A 16,633-nucleotide genomic window follows, 5' to 3' on the forward strand; every position below is an offset into this window, starting at 1 on the left:
TCGTGCTCCATTGTTCCCGGTGGAGCCGACGAACCGGCCGCGACCCCGTGTGGTCCAGGCCGCAGATCCACCACTCGCGTCGAAAGGCCGCCGTGACGCAGCAGCAGGTCCCCTCGGACCGGTACGGATCGCGCGCTCGCAGCGCGCGCAGCCGTCCTGCGCTGCGCTGGGCCCTGACCGCGGTCGTCCTGCTGGTCCTGGTGGGCGTGTCCGTGGTCGGCTACCGCAACCTCGGCTCTGCTCCGATCGAGGGCAAGCAGGTCGCCTTCGAGATCATCGACGACCACTCCGTTCGGATCACCCTGGAGGTCCAGCGGGACGATCCGCAGCGGCCCGCCGACTGCGTGGTCCGCGGTCGCGCCAAGTCCGGCGAGGAGGTCGGCAGGCGCGAAGTCCTGATCCACCCGGCGAACGGCGTCACGCGGCAGGACACTGTGCTCCGTACATCCGCCCCGGCTGGTGTTGGGGAGGTGTACGGCTGCACTTACAACGTTCCTGAATATTTGTCCACTCACACGCGGCCAACCGGGTGAAGCGTCCCCTTGCACGTCGGACGCCAGCAGAATCCCACCCCTTCGCGTGCTGATTCGTGCTATCGTCGAGCGCAGCACGGCCCCCGGTGAGGGCCGTGTTTTTCCGTTACTTGGCATTGGCTGAGAAAAGGCGGAATTGCAATTTGGCTCGCAGTGAGAGCGGGCCGGAAGTCGACGAGGAGTGGTGACCGTGAGCGAGACCCAGGTGACCTGGCTGACCCAGGATGCTTACGACCGGCTCAAGGGTGAGCTGGACGAACTCGTGGCCAACCGCCCGGTGATCGCCGCGAAGATCAACGAGGCCCGCGAGGAGGGCGACCTCCGCGAGAACGGCGGCTACCACGCGGCTCGCGAGGAGCAGGGTCAGATCGAGTCTCGCATCCGCCAGCTGCAGGAGCTGCTGCGCACCGCCAAGGTCGGCGACGTGCCCACGGAGTCCGGCATCGCCAAGCCGGGTTCGGTGCTGACCGTCCGCTACGACGGCGAGGACGAGACCGAGCAGTTCCTGCTCGCCAACCGCGAGGAGGGCGCCCACGGCGACCTCGAGGTGTACTCCCCCAGCTCCCCGCTGGGCCAGGCTCTGCTGGACGCCAAGGAGGGCGAGAGCCGGGAGTACGAACTCCCCAACGGCGGCAACATGAAGGTCACGCTCGTCAAGGCGGAACCCTTCAACGGCTGATACCGCTGAATCCGGACTCCTTTCGCGTGCGGTCGGCGCGCGCCTTTGTTGATCTGGCTTCACCTGGTCTATGCGGGCGAAACCACCTAGTGGTTTCGGCGCAATTAAGAATCGATTCCGGGCTTATGCGCTCGGGCTGCGGGCGTTCCGGTTTCCGGGACGCCCGCTCCTTTTTCCCCGGAAAGGCGGCGCAGCAGCGGACGCACCCTCGGCGGCACCGGTGTGGACAGCGCGATGGACGTCGACGTGCGGCGCACCCCCGGCACCCCGACCACCTCGTCGATGACCCGCTGCAGGTCGTCGTTGGACCGCGCGACCATCCGCACGAACAGGTCGCCCTGGCCGGTCGTGGCGTGCACCTCGCAGACCTCGTCGATGGCGGCCAGCTGCTCGGAGACGGCCGTGCGGTGCCCCTGGGTGATCTCCAGCCAGGCGAAGGCGGTCAGCCCGTAGCCCATCGCCGCCAGGTCCAGCTCCGGCGGGAACCCCTGCAAGACGCCGCGCTGGACGAGCCGGTCGAGCCGCGCCTGCACGGTGCCGCGCGCGACGCCGAGGCGCCGCGAGCACTCCAGCACGCCCAGCCGCGGCTCGTCGGAGAGCAGCAGCAACAGCCGGGCGTCGAGCTCGTCGGGACCGTTGGTGGTGGCCACAGCGCTCCTCAGCGGCGGGCGAGGATCGTGTACCCGGCCGCTTCGAGCTGGGTGACGACGTACTCGCAGTGTTCCTGACCTCGGGTTTCCAGCGACACCTCGACGTCGACCTCGCCGAGCGCGAGGGCACCGGAGATGCGCGAGTGCTCGATGTCGATGACGTTGGCGTTGACCTCGCCGAGCGTGCCCAGCAGCGCCGCCAGCGAGCCGGGCCGGTCGGGCAGCCGCACCCGCAGCGACAGGTAGCGGCCCGCCGAGGTCATGCCGTGCTGGATGAGCTGGAGCAGCAGCAGCGGGTCGATGTTGCCGCCGGAGAGCACCGCGGCGGTCGGCGACGAGATCTGCTCGGGGTGCTCCAGCAGCGCGGCGACGGCGGCCACGCCGGCGGGCTCGACGACGAGCTTCGCCCGCTCCAGGCACAGCAGCAGCGCCCGCGACAGCGACTCCTCGCTGACCGTGAGCACCCCGTCGGCCAGCTCGTTGACGTGCGCGAACGGCACCGCACCGGGCTCGCCCACGGCGATGCCGTCGGCCATCGTCTGCGTGTCGGTGACCGGAACCGGCTTGCCCGCGGCCAGCGAACCCGGCCAGGCCGCGGCGCGTTCGGCCTGCACCGCCACCACCTTCACCTCGGGGCGCTTGGCCTTCACCGCGGCCGCCACGCCCGCGACCAGCCCGCCCCCGCCGGTGGGCACCAGGATGGTGCTCACCTCGGGCAGCTGGTCCAGGATCTCCAGGCCCACGGTGCCCTGACCGGCGACGATGTCCGGGTGGTCGAAGGGGTGGATGAACTCGGCCCCGGTGCGCTCGGCGTGCTCCTTGGCGGCGGCGAGGGTCTCGGCGAGCACCGCGCCGTGCAGCTTCACCTCGGCGCCGTAGGCCTTGGTGGCGGCCAGCTTCGGCAGCGGCACGCGCTCGGGCATGTAGACGGTGGCGGGGATGCCGAGCAGCTGAGCGGCCAGCGCGACGCCCTGGGCGTGGTTTCCGGCGCTGGCCGCGACCACCCCGGCCGCGCGGCGCGCCGGGTCGAGCCCGAGCAGCCGCACGTAGGCGCCCCGGAGCTTGAACGAACCGGTCCGCTGGAGGTTCTCGCACTTGAGGTACACCTCGCCGCCGGTGTGCTCACCGAGCACCCGGGAGTGCTCCATCGGGGTCCGCCGCGCCACCTTGGCGAGCAGGGCGTCCGCTTCGCGGATTCGGTCGAGGTCGACGAGCTGCATGAGGCAATCGTGCCACCGTCGATCTACCGGTACTAGCGCGTGACGTTCGGTACGCTCGGTGGGCGGGACGGTCACCGAGCGCAGTGCCGGGAGGGAATCATGGCGCAACCGAGCACCGGCGCGTTGTCCCTGCTCACCGGCGCCGTCATGGCCGCGGCCCTGTCCGGCGCGGCCGTCCTGGCGGTCCTGGGCTCCGGCTGCGACGACCCGGGCACCTACACCGAGCACGACGGGGTCGTCGAGCTCATCGGAGGCTGCCTGCACCCCAGCGACCTCCCGATCACCCCGCAAGACCCCGCGAACACCCCCGACCCGGGCACAGCGGACCCCTCCCTCGCCAGGTGACCCCGGCCCCACCGGTCAAATACCGCAGGTTTTGTCGGGTCGAATCCTGCGGTTTTCGACCCGACGAATACCGCAGGATTTGACCGGGCGAATACCGCGGTATTCGCCCGGTCAGGAGGTGGTGGGGGTCAGCCGAGGGCGGTGAGGAGGTCTTCGACGAGGTCGTCGGCCTCTTCGATGCCGACCGAGAGGCGGACCAGGTCCGCCGGGACCTGCAGCATCGAGCCCGCCGTGCTGGCGTGGGTCATCTTGCCCGGGTGCTCGATGAGCGACTCGACGCCGCCGAGGGACTCGGCGAGGGTGAACAGCCGCGTGCGGGCGCACACCTCCAGCGCCGCCTGCTCGCCGTCGGCGTGCAGGAACGACACCATGCCGCCGAAGTGCTTCATCTGCTTGGCCGCGACCTCGTGGCCCGGGTGGTCCGGCAGGCCCGGGTAGAGGACCTTGGCGACCTTCGGGTGGCCGGTCAGCGCGCCGACGATCCGCTCGGCGTTCGCGCTGTGCCGCTCCATCCGGACCGCGAGGGTCTTGAGACCGCGCATCGTCAGGAACGCGTCGAACGGGCCGGGCACCGCGCCCGCGCCGTTCTGCAGGAACGCCAGCTGCTCGGCCAGCGCGTCATCGGAGGTCACCACGGCACCGCCGACCACGTCGGAGTGGCCGCCGAGGTACTTCGTGGTGGAGTGCACGACGGCGGTCGCGCCCAGCTCCAGCGGCTGCTGCAGGAACGGCGAGGCGAAGGTGTTGTCGACGACGAGCTTCACGCCCGCGTCGGCGGAGACCTGCGCCAGCGCGGCGATGTCACCGATGTTGAGCAGCGGGTTCGTCGGGGTCTCCAGCCACACCAGCTTGGTGTTGTCCTGGATCGCCGCGCGCACCGCGTCGACGTCGGACACCGGCGCGGGCGTGTAGGAGATGCCCCAGCCGGACAGCACCTTGTCGATCAGCCGGAACGTGCCGCCGTAGGCGTCGTCGGGGATCACCAGGTGGTCGCCCGGGCGCAGCAGGGACCGCAGCACCGCGTCGGTGGCGGCCATGCCGGAGGCGTAGGCCCGCGCGTGCCTGCCGTTCTCCAGCTCGGCCAGGCAGCGCTCCAGCGCGGTCCTGGTCGGGTTGCCAGTGCGGGAGTACTCGTAGCCGGAGCGCATCCCGCCGACGCCGTCCTGGGCGTAGGTCGAGGTCGCGTGGATGGGCACGATCACCGAACCGGTCGTCGGGTCTGCCTCCTGGCCCGCGTGAATCGCGCGGGTGGCGAAGCCGTCACTCATGCGGAGCAGCGTAGTGCTCCAGCGCGGTCCTGCCGATTCGGCCCCGCGAAGCGAAGTGCCCCCGACCTGCGCAGGTCGGGGGCACTTCGGGTGCTGCGCTCAGCTCACCACTGCGGCGGCTGCGGGGGCTGGCCCGGCTGCTGGCCGCCCTGCTGCGGGTAACCACCCGGCTGGGGGAACCCGCCGGACTGGGGGTAACCGCCCTGCTGCGGGTAGCCCTGCGGGGGCTGCTGGCCGAAGCCCTGCTGCGGGGGCTGGCCGAAGCCCTGCTGGGGCTGCTGACCGAACTGCTGCGGCGGTCCGGGCTGGCCGAACTGCTGCGGCGGCTGCGGCTGACCGAAGCCCTGCTGCGGCTGCGGCTGGCCGAAGCCGCCGAGCTGCGCGTTCGCGGCACCGGAACCGGCGTTGGCCCACTCCCGCACCGCGGGCAGGAACGCCAGCACGGCCAGGGCGATGCCGAACAGGATGCCGAGCCAGGCGGTGAAGCCGCTCGGCATCATGATGACCTGGATCAGGGCGACGACGGCGCTCGCGGCCGCGGCACCACCGATCAGCAGCGCACCGAGGGAACGCCGCTTCAGCAGCAGGACACCACCGACCACGTAGGTGACGGCCAGCAGCATGCTGAGGATGACCAGGACGTAGAGGAGACCGACCGGCGGGACGTCGATGCCCATCGCCTCGGCCTGCGACGACATCGCCGACAGCGTGGCCAGGCTCGCGATGCTGATGAATCCGCCGATGAGGCCCAGACCGCCGAAGACGATCGCCAGGATGGCGCACAGCTTCGCTAGCTGGGGGTTGCCCACCTCAGCGCCGCTCTGACCCGGGAAGCCGCCCGCCTGCGGCGGCGGGAAGCCGGCCTGGGCCTGCGGGGCGGGGAAACCGCCGCCGGGGGTGCCCGGCTGCTGCGGGGGCTGCGCCGGGAAGCCACCGGGCTGGCTCTGGGTGCCCGGCTGCTGGTACATCGGCTGCGGGGGCTGCATCGACGGCGGCACCATGGCCGTCGCGTCCGCGCCGCCCTGCTGCTGACCGGGCTGCTGGTACATCGGCTGCGGCGGCTGCATCGACGGCGGCACCACCTGGGTGGAGTCACCGCCCTGCTGCGGCTGTCCCGTCGGCCGGACCACCTGGGTGGCCTCGGACGGCGGCTGCTGCCCCTGCGACTGGACGGGCCGGACGACCTGCGTCGAGTCACCGCCGGCCTGGTTCTCGTCCTGGGGGTCCATCCGGTTCGAGATCGGGTCCGAACCCTGCTGACCGCCGTCCGGCGGCTGCGGAGAGCTCATCGGGTACTACTCCCTTGCGGCGTCCAAAGTCCTGGGCATACTGCGGCCCCACGCTATCCGATGGGATCGGAGCGCAGTGGCGCAAAGCGTCAAGTCGTCATCATCGACCGGCGATGAATCCAAGCACATCCTGGCGGGTCACGACCCCGGCGGGCTTGCCGTCCATCAGCACCATGGCCCCGTCCGCGCCGGTCAGCGCCGACATCGCCGAGCTGATCTCCTCACCGGCGCCGATGGTCGGCAGCGGCGGCGACATGTGCTGCTCGACGGTGTCGGCGAGGTGCGCGCGGCCCGCGAACAGCGCGTCCAGCAGGTCGCGCTCGTTGACCGCGCCCGCGATCTCGGCCGCCATGATCGGCGGTTCGGCGCGCACGACCGGCATCTGGGAGACGCCGAACTCGCGCAGGATCGCCACCGCCTCGGCCACCGTCTCGCTGGGGTGGGTGTGCACGAGCTCGGGGACCGTTCCGTCCTTGCGGCGCAGCACGTCGCCGACGGTGCCCCCGGTCTCGTCGGGCGAGAGGAAGCCGTAGGAGGCCATCCAGGAGTCGTTGAAGATCTTGGTGAGGTAGCCGCGGCCGCCGTCGGGCAGCAGCACCACGATCACGTCGTCCGGGCTCGCGGTCTCGGCGACCTTGAGCGCGGCGGCCACGGCCATGCCGCAGGAACCGCCGACCAGCAGCGCCTCCTCGTTGGCCAGGCGGCGGGTCATCTCGAAGGACTCGGCGTCGGAGATCGGCACGATCTCGTCGCAGATGCCGCGGTTGTAGGTGGTCGGCCAGAAGTCCTCGCCGACGCCCTCCACCAGGTAGGGGCGGCCGTGCCCGCCGGAGTAGACCGAGCCCTCCGGGTCCGCGCCGATGATCTTGACCTTGCCGCCGGAGACCTTCTTCAGGTACTCGCCGGTGCCCGAGATGGTGCCGCCGGTGCCGATGCCGGCGACGAAGTGCGTCACCTTGCCCTCGGTCTGCTCCCAGATCTCCGGGCCGGTGGAGTGCACGTGCGACTCGGGGTTCTGCGGGTTGGCGTACTGGTTGGGCTTCCAGGCGCCCTCGATCTCGGTGACGAGGCGGTCCGACACGGAGTAGTAGGAATCCGGGTGCTCGGGCTCCACGGCCGTCGGGCACACCACGACCTCGGCGCCGTAGGCCTTGAGGACGTTGCGCTTGTCCTCGCTGACCTTGTCCGGGCACACGAACACGCAGCGGTAGCCCTTGCGCTGAGCCACCATCGCCAGGCCGACACCGGTGTTGCCGGAGGTCGGTTCCACGATGGTGCCGCCGGGCTTGAGCTCACCGGAGGCCTCGGCGGCCTCGATCATCCGCACCGCGATGCGGTCCTTCACGCTGCCACCGGGGTTGAGGTACTCCACCTTCGCCAGCACCGGGGTCTTGCCGGTGGCGACAGCGTTCAGCCTGACCAGCGGGGTGTTTCCCACCAGGTCGGTGACGTGCTCGACGTAGTCCACGCCTCGTCCTCAATCGTCGGGATCGTCCCGCGCGCGGGACCGGCGCGCGGGTGTGATGCCGAGCGTAATCGCCTGGTCAGGCGCTAACCCACAGGACCTTCCGGACGACACACTGATCAGGGAAGTTTTTCCGGTCCGGCGGCGTCTTCCCATCAGGGGACGCGGCGTTTCGCCGGGCGCGCTCCGGGTCGGATGGGCGAGCATTCCCAGTCCCCGGGGTGGTTGCGAGGGAGGGGCCGAGATGATCGTGACGAAGGCTTTGCGGCTCGCACTGATGGCGGCCGGCACCGCGGGCGGACTGTCCGGCGCGGCCTACGGCCTGCTCAACGGCCAGGCCGGGCACGCGCGGAAGGTCATCGGACCCCCGATCGCCGAACCGCTGCGCGCCGACGGCGTGCACCTCCCCTCCGGCGTGGGCCCGGTGCCGCGCCGCGAACTCCCCGAAGGTGTGGAACCGCTGGAGCTCGCGGTGCTCGGCGACTCCTCGGCGGCGGGTCTGGGCGCGAACTTCCCGGGCGAGCTGCCGGGCGTCGGGGTGGCGCGCGGGCTGGCCGAGGAGCTCGGCGGGCCGGTCGCACTGACCACGCACGCGATCGTCGGCGCGACCACCCAGGAGCTGTCCGGGCAGGTGGACGCGGTGCTGCGGCGTCCGCCTGCGGTCGTGCTGGTCATCATCGGCGCCAACGACGTGACCTCGAAGCTGCCGGTGTCCCGGTGCGCCGAGCTGCTGGGCGAGCAGGTCCGCAGGCTGGTCGACGAGGGCATCCCGGTCGTCGTGGGCACCTGCCCGGACCTGGGCGCGATCCGGCCGATCCCGCAGCCGCTGCGCTCGGTGGCGAGCCGCTGGAGCCTCGCGCTGGCCCGCGCGCAGCGCCGGGCGGTCGAGACCAACGGCGGCTACGCGGTCCCGTTGGCCGACCTGCTGTCGCCGGAGTTCCTGGCCCGGCCCGCGGAGTTCTTCTCCCCGGACCGCTTCCACCCCTCCGGCGCGGGTTACGAGGCCGCCGCGGAGATCCTGCTGCCGGTCGTCTGCATCGCGGTCGGCGCCTGGCAGGGCGGACCGCTGCCCCCGGCCCCGACCCGCTCGGAGACCGCCGAGGCCCGCCGCCCCACCAGCCGGGTCGTCGCCCACCTCAACCGCCGCCTCCACCTCCACCGCCCCTGACCTCCCCGGGTCAAAACCTGCGGTATTCGCCCGGTCAAAACCTGCGGTTTTTGTCGGGTCGAAACCTGCGGTATTCGACTGGGCGAATACCGCAGTATTTGACCGGAGGAGGGATGCGTCGGGTACCGACCGGTCGGTTTGGGGGTTGTTGGTGAGTGGCGTCACCGACAGGATGGGGGCAGCGGCTCTAAAGTGACTCGTCAGTAACCGCATCTCCGCGCCCCGGCGAACGAAGGAGTTCCCCATGCCCGAAGCAGTCATCGTCTCCGCTGCGCGCTCCCCCATCGGCCGCGCCGGGAAGGGATCGCTGAAGGACATCCGCCCGGACGACCTCACCGCGCAGATCGTCAAGGCCGCGCTGGACAAGGTCCCCGAGCTCAACCCCGCCGACATCGACGACCTCATGCTCGGCTGCGGTCTCCCCGGCGGTGAGCAGGGCTTCAACATGGCCCGGGTGGTCGCCGTGCTCCTCGGCTACGACCAGCTCCCCGGCACCACCATCACCCGCTACTGCTCGTCCAGCCTGCAGACCACCCGGATGGCGCTGCACGCCATCAAGGCCGGCGAGGGCGACGTGTTCATCAGCGCCGGTGTCGAGACGGTGTCCCGCTTCGCCAAGGGCTCCTCGGACTCGCTGCCCGAGACCCACAACCCGATCTTCGCCGACGCCGAGGCCCGCACCCAGCAGACCGCCGAGCAGGGCGCCGAGAACTGGACCGACCCGCGCGAGCTCGACGTCGTCCCGGACGTCTACATCCCGATGGGCCAGACCGCCGAGAACCTGGCGCGGCTGAAGGGCATCACCCGCGACGAGATGGACGACTTCGGCGTCCGCTCCCAGAACCTCGCCGAGAAGGCCATCGCCAACGGCTTCTGGTCGCGCGAGATCACCCCGGTCACCCTCCCCGACGGCACCGTCGTCTCCGCCGACGACGGCCCGCGCGCGGGCGTGACCAAGGAGGGCGTCTCCGGCCTCAAGCCGGTGTTCCGCCCCGACGGCCGGATCACCGCGGCCAACTGCTGCCCGCTCAACGACGGCGCCGCCGCCCTGGTGATCATGAGCGACACCAAGGCCAAGGAGCTCGGCCTGACGCCGCTGGCCCGCGTGGTCTCGACCGGCGTGTCCGGCCTGTCGCCGGAGATCATGGGCCTCGGCCCGGTGGAGGCCTCCAAGCAGGCCCTCAAGCGCGCCGGCATGAGCATCGACGACATCGACCTGGTGGAGATCAACGAGGCGTTCGCCGCGCAGGTCATCCCGTCCTACCAGGACCTGGGCATCCCGCTGGAGAAGCTGAACGTCAACGGCGGCGCGATCGCCGTGGGCCACCCGTTCGGCATGACCGGCGCCCGCATCACCACCACGCTCATCAACTCCCTCCAGTTCCACGACAAGCAGTTCGGCCTGGAGACCATGTGCGTCGGCGGCGGCCAGGGCATGGCCATGGTCCTCGAACGCCTCTCCTGATCCCCGCGCGGTGACCCGATTACGGCCGTTTTCAGGGACCCGATTACGGCCGTTTTCGGGGATCCGATTACGGCCGTATTCGGGGAACGGATTACGGCGGTAATCCGTGTTCGCGAGCGGAGCGAGCAAAGACAAGGCCGCCATCCCCGGTGGGGGTGGCGGCCTTGTCGGGTCTTGCGGGGATCCGCGTCAGTCGCTGCTGGTGAAGTACGACAGCAGGCGGAGGATCTCCAGGTACAGCCAGACCAGCGTGGTCATCAGGCCGAAGGCGATGTACCAGGCGAACTTGGCGTCGACACCGCTGCGGATCGCCTTGTCGGCGGCGTCGAAGTCCAGCAGGAAGCTGAACGCCGCGATGCCGATGCACAGCAGGCTGAAGCCGATGCCCAGCGGGCCCGCCTCGCGCAGCCCCAGGCCGCCCGCGGTGAAGAAGCTCGCGACCAGGTTGATCAGCATCAGCACCGCCGCACCCGCGACCGCGCCGATGATCCACTTGGTCAGCTTCGGCGTCACCCGGATCGCGCCGGTCTTGTAGACGACCAGCATCGCGGCGAAGACGCCGAGCGTGCCGACGACGGCCTGCATGATGATCGCCGAGCCGAAACTCGAGCCGAACACGTAGCTGATGCCGCCGAGGAACACGCCCTCGAACGCCGAGTACGCGATCACCAGCGCCGGGCGGACCTTCTTGGTGAAGACGATGACCAGCGAGATGACCAGCGCGATCAGCGCAGCGGGCAGCGCGAGCACGACCGCGGGCGGGCCGACCAGGTAGGTCAGCGCCGCGGTGATCACCGCGAGGGTGAGCGTGATCGCGGTCTTGGTGACGACGTCGTCGATCGTCATGGGGCGCGCGGCCTGCGGCGGAGCAGCCGGCGCCTGGCCGTAGCCCTGGGGGCTACCGCCGTAGTTGAAGTTCGCGTAGCCACCGGCCATTTCCGGCAGCTTGCGGAACGCGGGGTTGCTCGTTGTGCGCAACTCATCCTCCTGGGCGTTCTTGCGCCGTCACCAGGTCCAACGACCGGCCGTCCCGATCGGTTCCCGTTTCGGTAAAACCGGACTTTACCGGACGCAGAAGGCCGGTGGACACAAGATCCACCGGCCTTTACCTGCGAGTTATCTAACGTCGCTTCTTCGCTCTGGACGCCTGCTTGCCCGGGCGGTTCTTCGGCTGGTTCTTCTTGCCACCCGGCTTGCCGCCCGGTCGCTGCCCCGGCGCGGGCTTGGCCGGCTTGGCCTCGGTGGCGGTGGCCGTGGCCGACTCGCCCTCCTCCGAGGCGGGCTTGCCGCCGTCGCGGACCGGCTTCTGGCCCGGCTTCGGGCGAGGCGTGGACTTCTTCGCCTCGATCTCCTTCTGCCGCTCGCGCTCCTGCTCGGCGTCGATCTTCTTGGTCAGGAAGTGCTGCTGGCCCAGCGTCCAGACGTTGTTGGCCAGCCAGTACAGCAGCACCGCGATCGGCAGGAACCAACCCGAGATCAGCGCACCGATCGGCGCGATGTACATCATGAACTTGGCCATCATGGCCGACTGCGGGTTGGCCATCGAGGCGTCGGTCTGCTTCTTCACCGACAGCCGCATGGTGAAGAAGGTCGCGATCGAGGCGATCACCATCAGCGGGATCGCGACGATCATCATCGACGTCCGGTCGGTGCCGAACAGCGCCAGCTCCTGCTCGGGCTGGGTGATCCAGTTCGAGAGCTTGGCGCCGAAGATGTTCGCCTGGATGAACGAGTCCACCCCGGCCTTGTCGAAGACGAAGTTGCTCTGCGCGCCCGGGTGGAAGTTCCGCAGGACGTGGAACAGGCTCAGGAAGACCGGGATCTGCAGCAGCGCGGGCAGGCAGCCGCCGAGCGGGTTGACCCCGTGCTCGGACTGGAGCTTCTGCATCTCCTGCGCCATGCGCTGGCGGTCGTTCTTGTACTTCTCGCGCAGCTTCTGGATGTGCGGCGAGAACTTCGCCATCTTGCGGCCGGCCCGCATCTGGCTCAGCGCGGGCTTGATCAGCACCGTGCGCAGCGTGAACACCAGGAAGAACACGGCCAGGGCCCACGCGAAGCCGTTGTCCGGCCCGAGCACGGCTCCGAAGACCTTGTGCCAGAACCACAAGATCGCCGAAACCGGGTAGAGGATGAAGGAGAAGAAACTTTCCACTCAGCTACTCCTGGTCATGGGCCGCTGGAGAGCAAGCGCCCGATCGTTTCCGTCCGGCGCAACCCGGGCCGTGCGTGCGCGGCTGAACCCGCCTGACATGCAGGTCCGGCCAGTTCAAGGGTGCCATGCCCCGACGCGGGACGGCGTCCGCCCCCTGACAGCCCGCTCCGCCGCAGTCCGGTCGCGGAACGTTTACGCAGGTCACGCGGATGGGTGACGTGCGCAATACCGGACCCGGCGAGTTCCGGGTCCGGTTCGACGCAGAGTCACCGGCGGAGGGCGCGAGCGATGATCCGGCCGGCGAACAGGTAGATCAGCGCGGCGAGGCCGTAGTTGAGCACCAGGCCGATCGTCGCGTCGCCGGGCGTGAACACGTCGCCCAGGCCGAGCACGAAGAACTTCGCGGTGCCGTAGGTGAAGGCCACGAAGTCGTTGTCCTGGTTCGCCCCGCTCACCGAGAAAACGATGTGCAGCACGAACACCAGCGCGATGAGCGCAGTGAGCACCTGCACCGTGCGGCCGATCGCGTCCGCGCTGGGGCCGCGGAACGAGTCCCGGTCCCGGCGGTCGTAGTCGCGATCGCGGTCGCGGGCCCGCTCGCGGCGGTCGTAGTCGTCGCGGTAGCGGTCGCGCTCCGGCTCGCGGTAGCGGTCGTCGTACCTGTCGTCGTAGCGGTCGTACCGGTCGTCGCGGTAGTCATCGCGGTAGTCGTAGGGATCGGCGTACGGGTCGTCCCGGTACCCGCCGACGCGCGTCTCCGGGTACGGGTTGTTGGCTGGCGGCTGGTACCCGGGCACCCCGGCCGGGGGCTGCTGCTGCGGGTACTGCGGCGGCTGGCCCTGCGGGTACTGCGGAGGCTGCGGAGGCATCTGCTGCGGCGGTCCCGGGGGCTGCCCGCCCGGCGGCTGGGGAGGCATCTGGCCCGGCGGGACCTGCGGCGGCCTCGGCTGACCGCCCGGCGGCGGTCCCGGCGGGCCGGGCGGCTGCGGACCGCCCTGGGGCGGTCCCGGCTGCTGCGGTCCTGGCTGTCCCGGCACCGGTCGTCCGGTCCGGGGGTCTCGCTCGTAGGCCATGAGCGCGCATTGTCGCGGTTACCCCGCCCACCGCGAAACCCCCACCCCGCAGCGGCACTCGATGAGGCGCACCACAGGGATCGCGGGTGCCGGCGGACGTCACGGCACGACTGCCGCGACCCCGCCGACGCGCCCGGCCGCGCCGGTCAGCCGACGTCGAAGTGGTCCTTGCGGATCATCCCGTGCACCCCGACGGTCTTGTCCACGACCTGCGACAACTCGAAGTCGGCGGCCGCGGACAGGTAGGCGTAGGCGACCGCGCGATCCATCCCCCGATCGTGCTCCAGGAAGTCCAGCGCGTTGACCACGGCGCGCCGCATCGCGACGTCGAGATCGCCGCCCTGGCCGTGCTGCGCACCGTCCGGATCGGACAGACCGACCGGGATCCACGCGTCCGAGGTTTCACCGAACGGATACCGGAACGCGACCGAGGGGGCATCGCCGGAACCGGGTTTGCACACCGTCAGCCGGAACGTCGCCCGCAGCGAACCCTCCATCGCGGTGAGCGCGACCTCGCCGCCGCCCATCGCCATGTGCGCGTCGCCCGCGTAGAACAGCGCGCCCTCGGCGAACACCGGCAGGAAGAGGCTGCTGCCCACGACCAGCCGGTTGATGTCGATGTTGCCGCCACCGAGCGTGGGCGGCACCGAGTTCAGCGCCGGGTCGTCGAGCTCCGCGGCCTCGGCGAACGCGACGCCCATCGTCCCCATGAACGGGTCCAGCGGGAACCGGACCCGCCCGCTCCCGGCGGGCAGCACTCCCCGATCGCCCTCGATCGGGGCGAACACCGAGACGTTGCCGTACCGGGTCGGGTCCCCGGTGTCGCGGCCGTCGGTGCCGACCGGCGGCATGATCTCCGCGCGGTCGATCCCGGCGGGCACGCCGTCGTCGGGCAGGCTCGGCAGCGCACCCTTGCCGTGCCTGCTGGAGATGACGCCGTAGGGCACGCGCGGGCGCATGGAGAGCATGTCGACCTTGAGCACGTCGCCGGGTTCGGCGCCGTCCACGTGGATCGGCCCGGTGATCACGTGCGGGCCGTCGGCGTCGAAATCCCTTGCGGTGCGGTCGTAATCGCGGGCGATGAGCACCGCGTCGTCGAGCACCCGCTCGCGCGGGACGCCGTGCCGGGCGAAGTAGCCGACCGGGTCGCGGCCCTGGTCCTCGAGGATCCCCTCGTGCGAGACGGTGTCGACGGTGACGGTCTCGCCGGAGCGCATCCGCAGCACCGGTTCGCTGCCGAGCGCCGGGACGTAGCCCCAGCGGACCTCCTCGGGCAGCGAGCGCAGGTAGTGCTCACCGTCGACGGGACCGGTTCCGGGCTGCAGGATTTCGCGCGACATCCGGACCGGTCCCGCAGGGCTCGGCGCCGCGTTCGCCGGTAACGCCGTCGCCGCGGTTCCGGTCGCGCCGATGGCGGTCGCCGCGCGCAGGAAGTTGCGCCGGCCGATCCCCGCGACCAGCGCGTCCCGCAGGTTCCCGGCTTCTCCTGATACCACGTGCTCTCCTCGTGCTCGCCTGGTCGGGCGAGACCACGCTAGGAGCCCGGCGATGTCACCTGCGTAAACGCGTGTGACGAAGGGGAAACGGTTGATCCCGGGCGAAAGGCGTTCGGCCGCAACCGGAAGCGGTCACCACCAGAACCCGAGAGGATCACCCGAAAGAGAGTGCACGACTTGCACGGAAGGGGGAGGTGTGAGCCGAGATGACCCGTTAGATTGGAAAAGTGCCCCCGGTCGGGTTCGAACCGACACTCTGACGATTTTAAGTCGTCTGCCTCTGCCAGTTGGGCTACGGGGGCCAGGCTTCGCGCCGGCACGTGTGCCGGTACGCCATTACGACGCGGCCGGACCCCGTAAGGTTCCCGCGGTCGTGAAATTTCCACGCACTTCTGGTCTGGTCACCAGCTGCCCCATTCGCCCACCGTCGCCGACTCCGCCAACTCGTCGTACCGCGACCGGACCCAGTCGTGCACGGCTCCGGAGACGTCCTTGCTGTCCGCGCGCTGCTCGAACCAACGCCAGTCGCAGTTGACGTTGACCTCGAGGAACACCCACTCGCCTGCCACGCGCAGCACGTCGAACCCCGCCACGTCCAGCTGCCAGCGCTCGCACAGCCGCAGCAGCGGCTCGGTCAGCTCCTCGGGCACGTCGACCGGTTCGACCACGACCGACTCGGGATCGACCCACAGCTGCGCCGGGTCGAGCTTGTGCACCCGGAACCCGATCGCGCGCCCGCCCACCACGAACACCCGCAGCTCCTCGTCGGCGTCGAGGAACTGCTGCACCAGCACGGGGGCCGGTTCGCGCGCCTCGCCGCCCGTGCGGCGGACGTCCAGCGGCTGCGGGAACAGCCCGCGCAGCGCACCGGGTTCCGGTTCGAGCATGTGGTGACCGGCGGTCTTGACGATGCACTGCGCGCCACCGGGACGGCTGCGCCCGGGCATCGTGGTCACGGCGGTGCGCGGCACGCGCAGGCCGACCGACGCCGCGCCCTGCAGCTGCGTCAGCCGGTCGAGGCCTTCCCTGGACCGCCGCGTGTTCACCTGTCCCCAATCGTCCCGAGTGGTCAGCCAGTCACCGACCGCCTGCCACTGCTCCCGAACATAGGACCCGTAGACGGTTGCGGGATCAACGGGTACGGCGGTCATGTCGAAGTGTCGCCGCCAGATCAGTACCGGGCGCAAGAGCCAGCGCTGGAATTCGATCAGAGGAGTATCGGCGTAGACCGTCAGTGGCAGGTCGAGACACCGATCGGCGTCGATGCGCACCATTCGGATGTCGTGCTCGGCCAGCGCCAGGGAGAGGTCGTTCATCTCCATGTCGGTGGCGCGCGAGAGCACGACGACGCAGGGAACCGGATCGCCCGGCTCCTCCTCGACGAGACCCGCCTGGTACATCCGCTCCTGGAAGTCCAGCGGGGTGTCCGGTGCGCGGACGAAGTAGTCCTGTCCCTGGAGCAGCACCGGTGTCGGGCGGAGTTCGGGTTCGGCCCGTTCCCCCATGTCAGCAGGCCGGTGTTCGGCCGCGCACATGGTCAGTCGTCCTTCTTCCGGAAGACCTTCGACGCTTCGGCGTAGTCGGCTTCGAAATCGGCGATCGGGCCGTCCTGCGCTTCCCCACTGCGCAAGATCGCGGCCAGCTCTTTGAGCGTCAAGGGATTCACCCCTTCCCCCGTGTGACGCATCCTTTCAGGTGAAGACCTGAGTTCAATCTTCGTTCCCGCTACTGATTGTCAAGGATAGCGGGTCGGCTGTCCACCGCCTGGACGAGGATCTTGGAAAACATGAAGGCCGCGCGTCATCATCGACGCGCGGCCTGGTGTCCATC

15 protein-coding genes and 1 tRNA gene are annotated in these 16,633 nt (G+C 70.2%); 5 read left to right on the plus strand and 11 right to left on the minus strand.

From position 1 onward, the window contains the following. The first annotated feature begins 92 nt into the window (after positions 1 to 92). Together BM424_RS08495 and greA are read left to right on the plus strand one after the other, a co-directional pair. Positions 93 to 533: a DUF4307 domain-containing protein gene (locus BM424_RS08495; RefSeq protein ID WP_245775711.1), complete on the plus strand. Its 441-nt coding sequence runs from the start codon at positions 93 to 95 to the stop codon at positions 531 to 533. A 190-nt stretch (positions 534 to 723) separates the two neighbouring features. Beyond that, positions 724 to 1,212, plus strand: coding sequence for a transcription elongation factor GreA (gene greA, locus BM424_RS08500; protein WP_175547988.1), 489 nt, complete (start codon positions 724 to 726; stop codon positions 1,210 to 1,212). Between the two features lie 104 nt (positions 1,213 to 1,316). Here the strand turns inward: greA and BM424_RS08505 are convergent, their stop codons facing one another. After that, positions 1,317 to 1,862, minus strand: coding sequence for an Lrp/AsnC family transcriptional regulator (locus BM424_RS08505; RefSeq protein WP_093415153.1), 546 nt, complete (start codon positions 1,860 to 1,862; stop codon positions 1,317 to 1,319). Positions 1,863 to 1,870: 8 nt separating this feature from the next. Beyond that, positions 1,871 to 3,082, minus strand: a complete 1,212-nt coding sequence (gene ilvA, locus BM424_RS08510; RefSeq protein WP_093415154.1) for a threonine ammonia-lyase — start codon at positions 3,080 to 3,082, stop codon at positions 1,871 to 1,873. 99 nt (positions 3,083 to 3,181) lie between these two features. Between ilvA and BM424_RS08515 the strand changes: the two genes are divergently transcribed. After that, entirely contained in the window at positions 3,182 to 3,427 is a 246-nt protein-coding gene (locus BM424_RS08515) for a hypothetical protein (RefSeq protein ID WP_093415156.1), read from the plus strand. A gap of 128 nt (positions 3,428 to 3,555) precedes the next feature. On the opposite strand, the gene BM424_RS08520 is transcribed toward BM424_RS08515, so the two are convergent. From BM424_RS08520 to BM424_RS08530, 3 genes are all read right to left on the minus strand, one after another. Next, positions 3,556 to 4,695 (minus strand): cystathionine gamma-synthase, encoded by a 1,140-nt coding sequence (locus BM424_RS08520; RefSeq protein WP_093415157.1) that lies wholly within the window; start codon positions 4,693 to 4,695, stop codon positions 3,556 to 3,558. Positions 4,696 to 4,799: 104 nt separating this feature from the next. After that, positions 4,800 to 5,984, minus strand: a complete 1,185-nt coding sequence (locus BM424_RS08525) for a hypothetical protein (RefSeq protein ID WP_093415159.1) — start codon at positions 5,982 to 5,984, stop codon at positions 4,800 to 4,802. A gap of 100 nt (positions 5,985 to 6,084) precedes the next feature. Next, positions 6,085 to 7,452 carry a cystathionine beta-synthase gene (locus BM424_RS08530; protein WP_093415160.1) on the minus strand — a complete coding sequence of 456 codons (1,368 nt, stop codon included), beginning with the start codon at positions 7,450 to 7,452 and terminating at the stop codon, positions 6,085 to 6,087. Between the two features lie 241 nt (positions 7,453 to 7,693). On the opposite strand from BM424_RS08530, the gene BM424_RS08535 reads away from it, so the two are divergent. Together BM424_RS08535 and BM424_RS08540 are read left to right on the plus strand one after the other, a co-directional pair. Continuing rightward, entirely contained in the window at positions 7,694 to 8,617 is a 924-nt protein-coding gene (locus BM424_RS08535) for an SGNH/GDSL hydrolase family protein (RefSeq protein WP_093415162.1), read from the plus strand. 244 nt (positions 8,618 to 8,861) lie between these two features. Continuing rightward, positions 8,862 to 10,082 carry an acetyl-CoA C-acetyltransferase gene (locus tag BM424_RS08540; protein ID WP_093415163.1) on the plus strand — a complete coding sequence of 407 codons (1,221 nt, stop codon included), beginning with the start codon at positions 8,862 to 8,864 and terminating at the stop codon, positions 10,080 to 10,082. A 189-nt stretch (positions 10,083 to 10,271) separates the two neighbouring features. Here the strand turns inward: BM424_RS08540 and BM424_RS08545 are convergent, their stop codons facing one another. The 6 genes from BM424_RS08545 to BM424_RS08575 form a co-directional block, all read right to left on the minus strand. Continuing rightward, positions 10,272 to 11,060: a Bax inhibitor-1/YccA family protein gene (locus BM424_RS08545; RefSeq protein ID WP_093415165.1), complete on the minus strand. Its 789-nt coding sequence runs from the start codon at positions 11,058 to 11,060 to the stop codon at positions 10,272 to 10,274. Positions 11,061 to 11,202: 142 nt separating this feature from the next. Then, the gene (yidC, locus tag BM424_RS08550) at positions 11,203 to 12,234 is read right to left on the minus strand and encodes a membrane protein insertase YidC (protein WP_093415166.1); all 1,032 of its coding nucleotides are present in this window, start codon (positions 12,232 to 12,234) and stop codon (positions 11,203 to 11,205) included. 266 nt (positions 12,235 to 12,500) lie between these two features. Further along, entirely contained in the window at positions 12,501 to 13,307 is an 807-nt protein-coding gene (locus BM424_RS29410; RefSeq protein WP_245775712.1) for a hypothetical protein, read from the minus strand. A gap of 146 nt (positions 13,308 to 13,453) precedes the next feature. Further along, positions 13,454 to 14,803: an acetamidase/formamidase family protein gene (locus BM424_RS08565; RefSeq protein WP_093415169.1), complete on the minus strand. Its 1,350-nt coding sequence runs from the start codon at positions 14,801 to 14,803 to the stop codon at positions 13,454 to 13,456. A 228-nt stretch (positions 14,804 to 15,031) separates the two neighbouring features. Next, positions 15,032 to 15,105: transfer RNA gene (locus BM424_RS08570), tRNA-Leu, on the minus strand. A 99-nt stretch (positions 15,106 to 15,204) separates the two neighbouring features. Beyond that, entirely contained in the window at positions 15,205 to 16,308 is a 1,104-nt protein-coding gene (locus BM424_RS08575) for an ATP-grasp domain-containing protein (RefSeq protein ID WP_245775713.1), read from the minus strand. Positions 16,309 to 16,633: the final 325 nt, after the last annotated feature.

This window comes from Saccharopolyspora flava (genome assembly GCF_900116135.1).
In the GTDB taxonomy this organism is placed as follows: domain Bacteria; phylum Actinomycetota; class Actinomycetes; order Mycobacteriales; family Pseudonocardiaceae; genus Saccharopolyspora; species Saccharopolyspora flava.

What these genes read in the sequence shown, in the direction of transcription:
- ilvA (WP_093415154.1), bottom strand. Translation starts at nt 3,082, where the DNA reads ATGCAGCTCGTCGACCTCGACCGAATCCGCGAAGCGGACGCCCTGCTC.
- BM424_RS08515 (WP_093415156.1), top strand. Translation starts at nt 3,182, where the DNA reads ATGGCGCAACCGAGCACCGGCGCGTTGTCCCTGCTCACCGGCGCCGTC.
- BM424_RS08520 (WP_093415157.1), bottom strand. Translation starts at nt 4,695, where the DNA reads ATGAGTGACGGCTTCGCCACCCGCGCGATTCACGCGGGCCAGGAGGCA.
- BM424_RS08525 (WP_093415159.1), bottom strand. Translation starts at nt 5,984, where the DNA reads ATGAGCTCTCCGCAGCCGCCGGACGGCGGTCAGCAGGGTTCGGACCCG.
- BM424_RS08535 (WP_093415162.1), top strand. Translation starts at nt 7,694, where the DNA reads ATGATCGTGACGAAGGCTTTGCGGCTCGCACTGATGGCGGCCGGCACC.
- BM424_RS08540 (WP_093415163.1), top strand. Translation starts at nt 8,862, where the DNA reads ATGCCCGAAGCAGTCATCGTCTCCGCTGCGCGCTCCCCCATCGGCCGC.
- BM424_RS29410 (WP_245775712.1), bottom strand. Translation starts at nt 13,307, where the DNA reads ATGGCCTACGAGCGAGACCCCCGGACCGGACGACCGGTGCCGGGACAG.
- BM424_RS08575 (WP_245775713.1), bottom strand. Translation starts at nt 16,308, where the DNA reads ATGGGGGAACGGGCCGAACCCGAACTCCGCCCGACACCGGTGCTGCTC.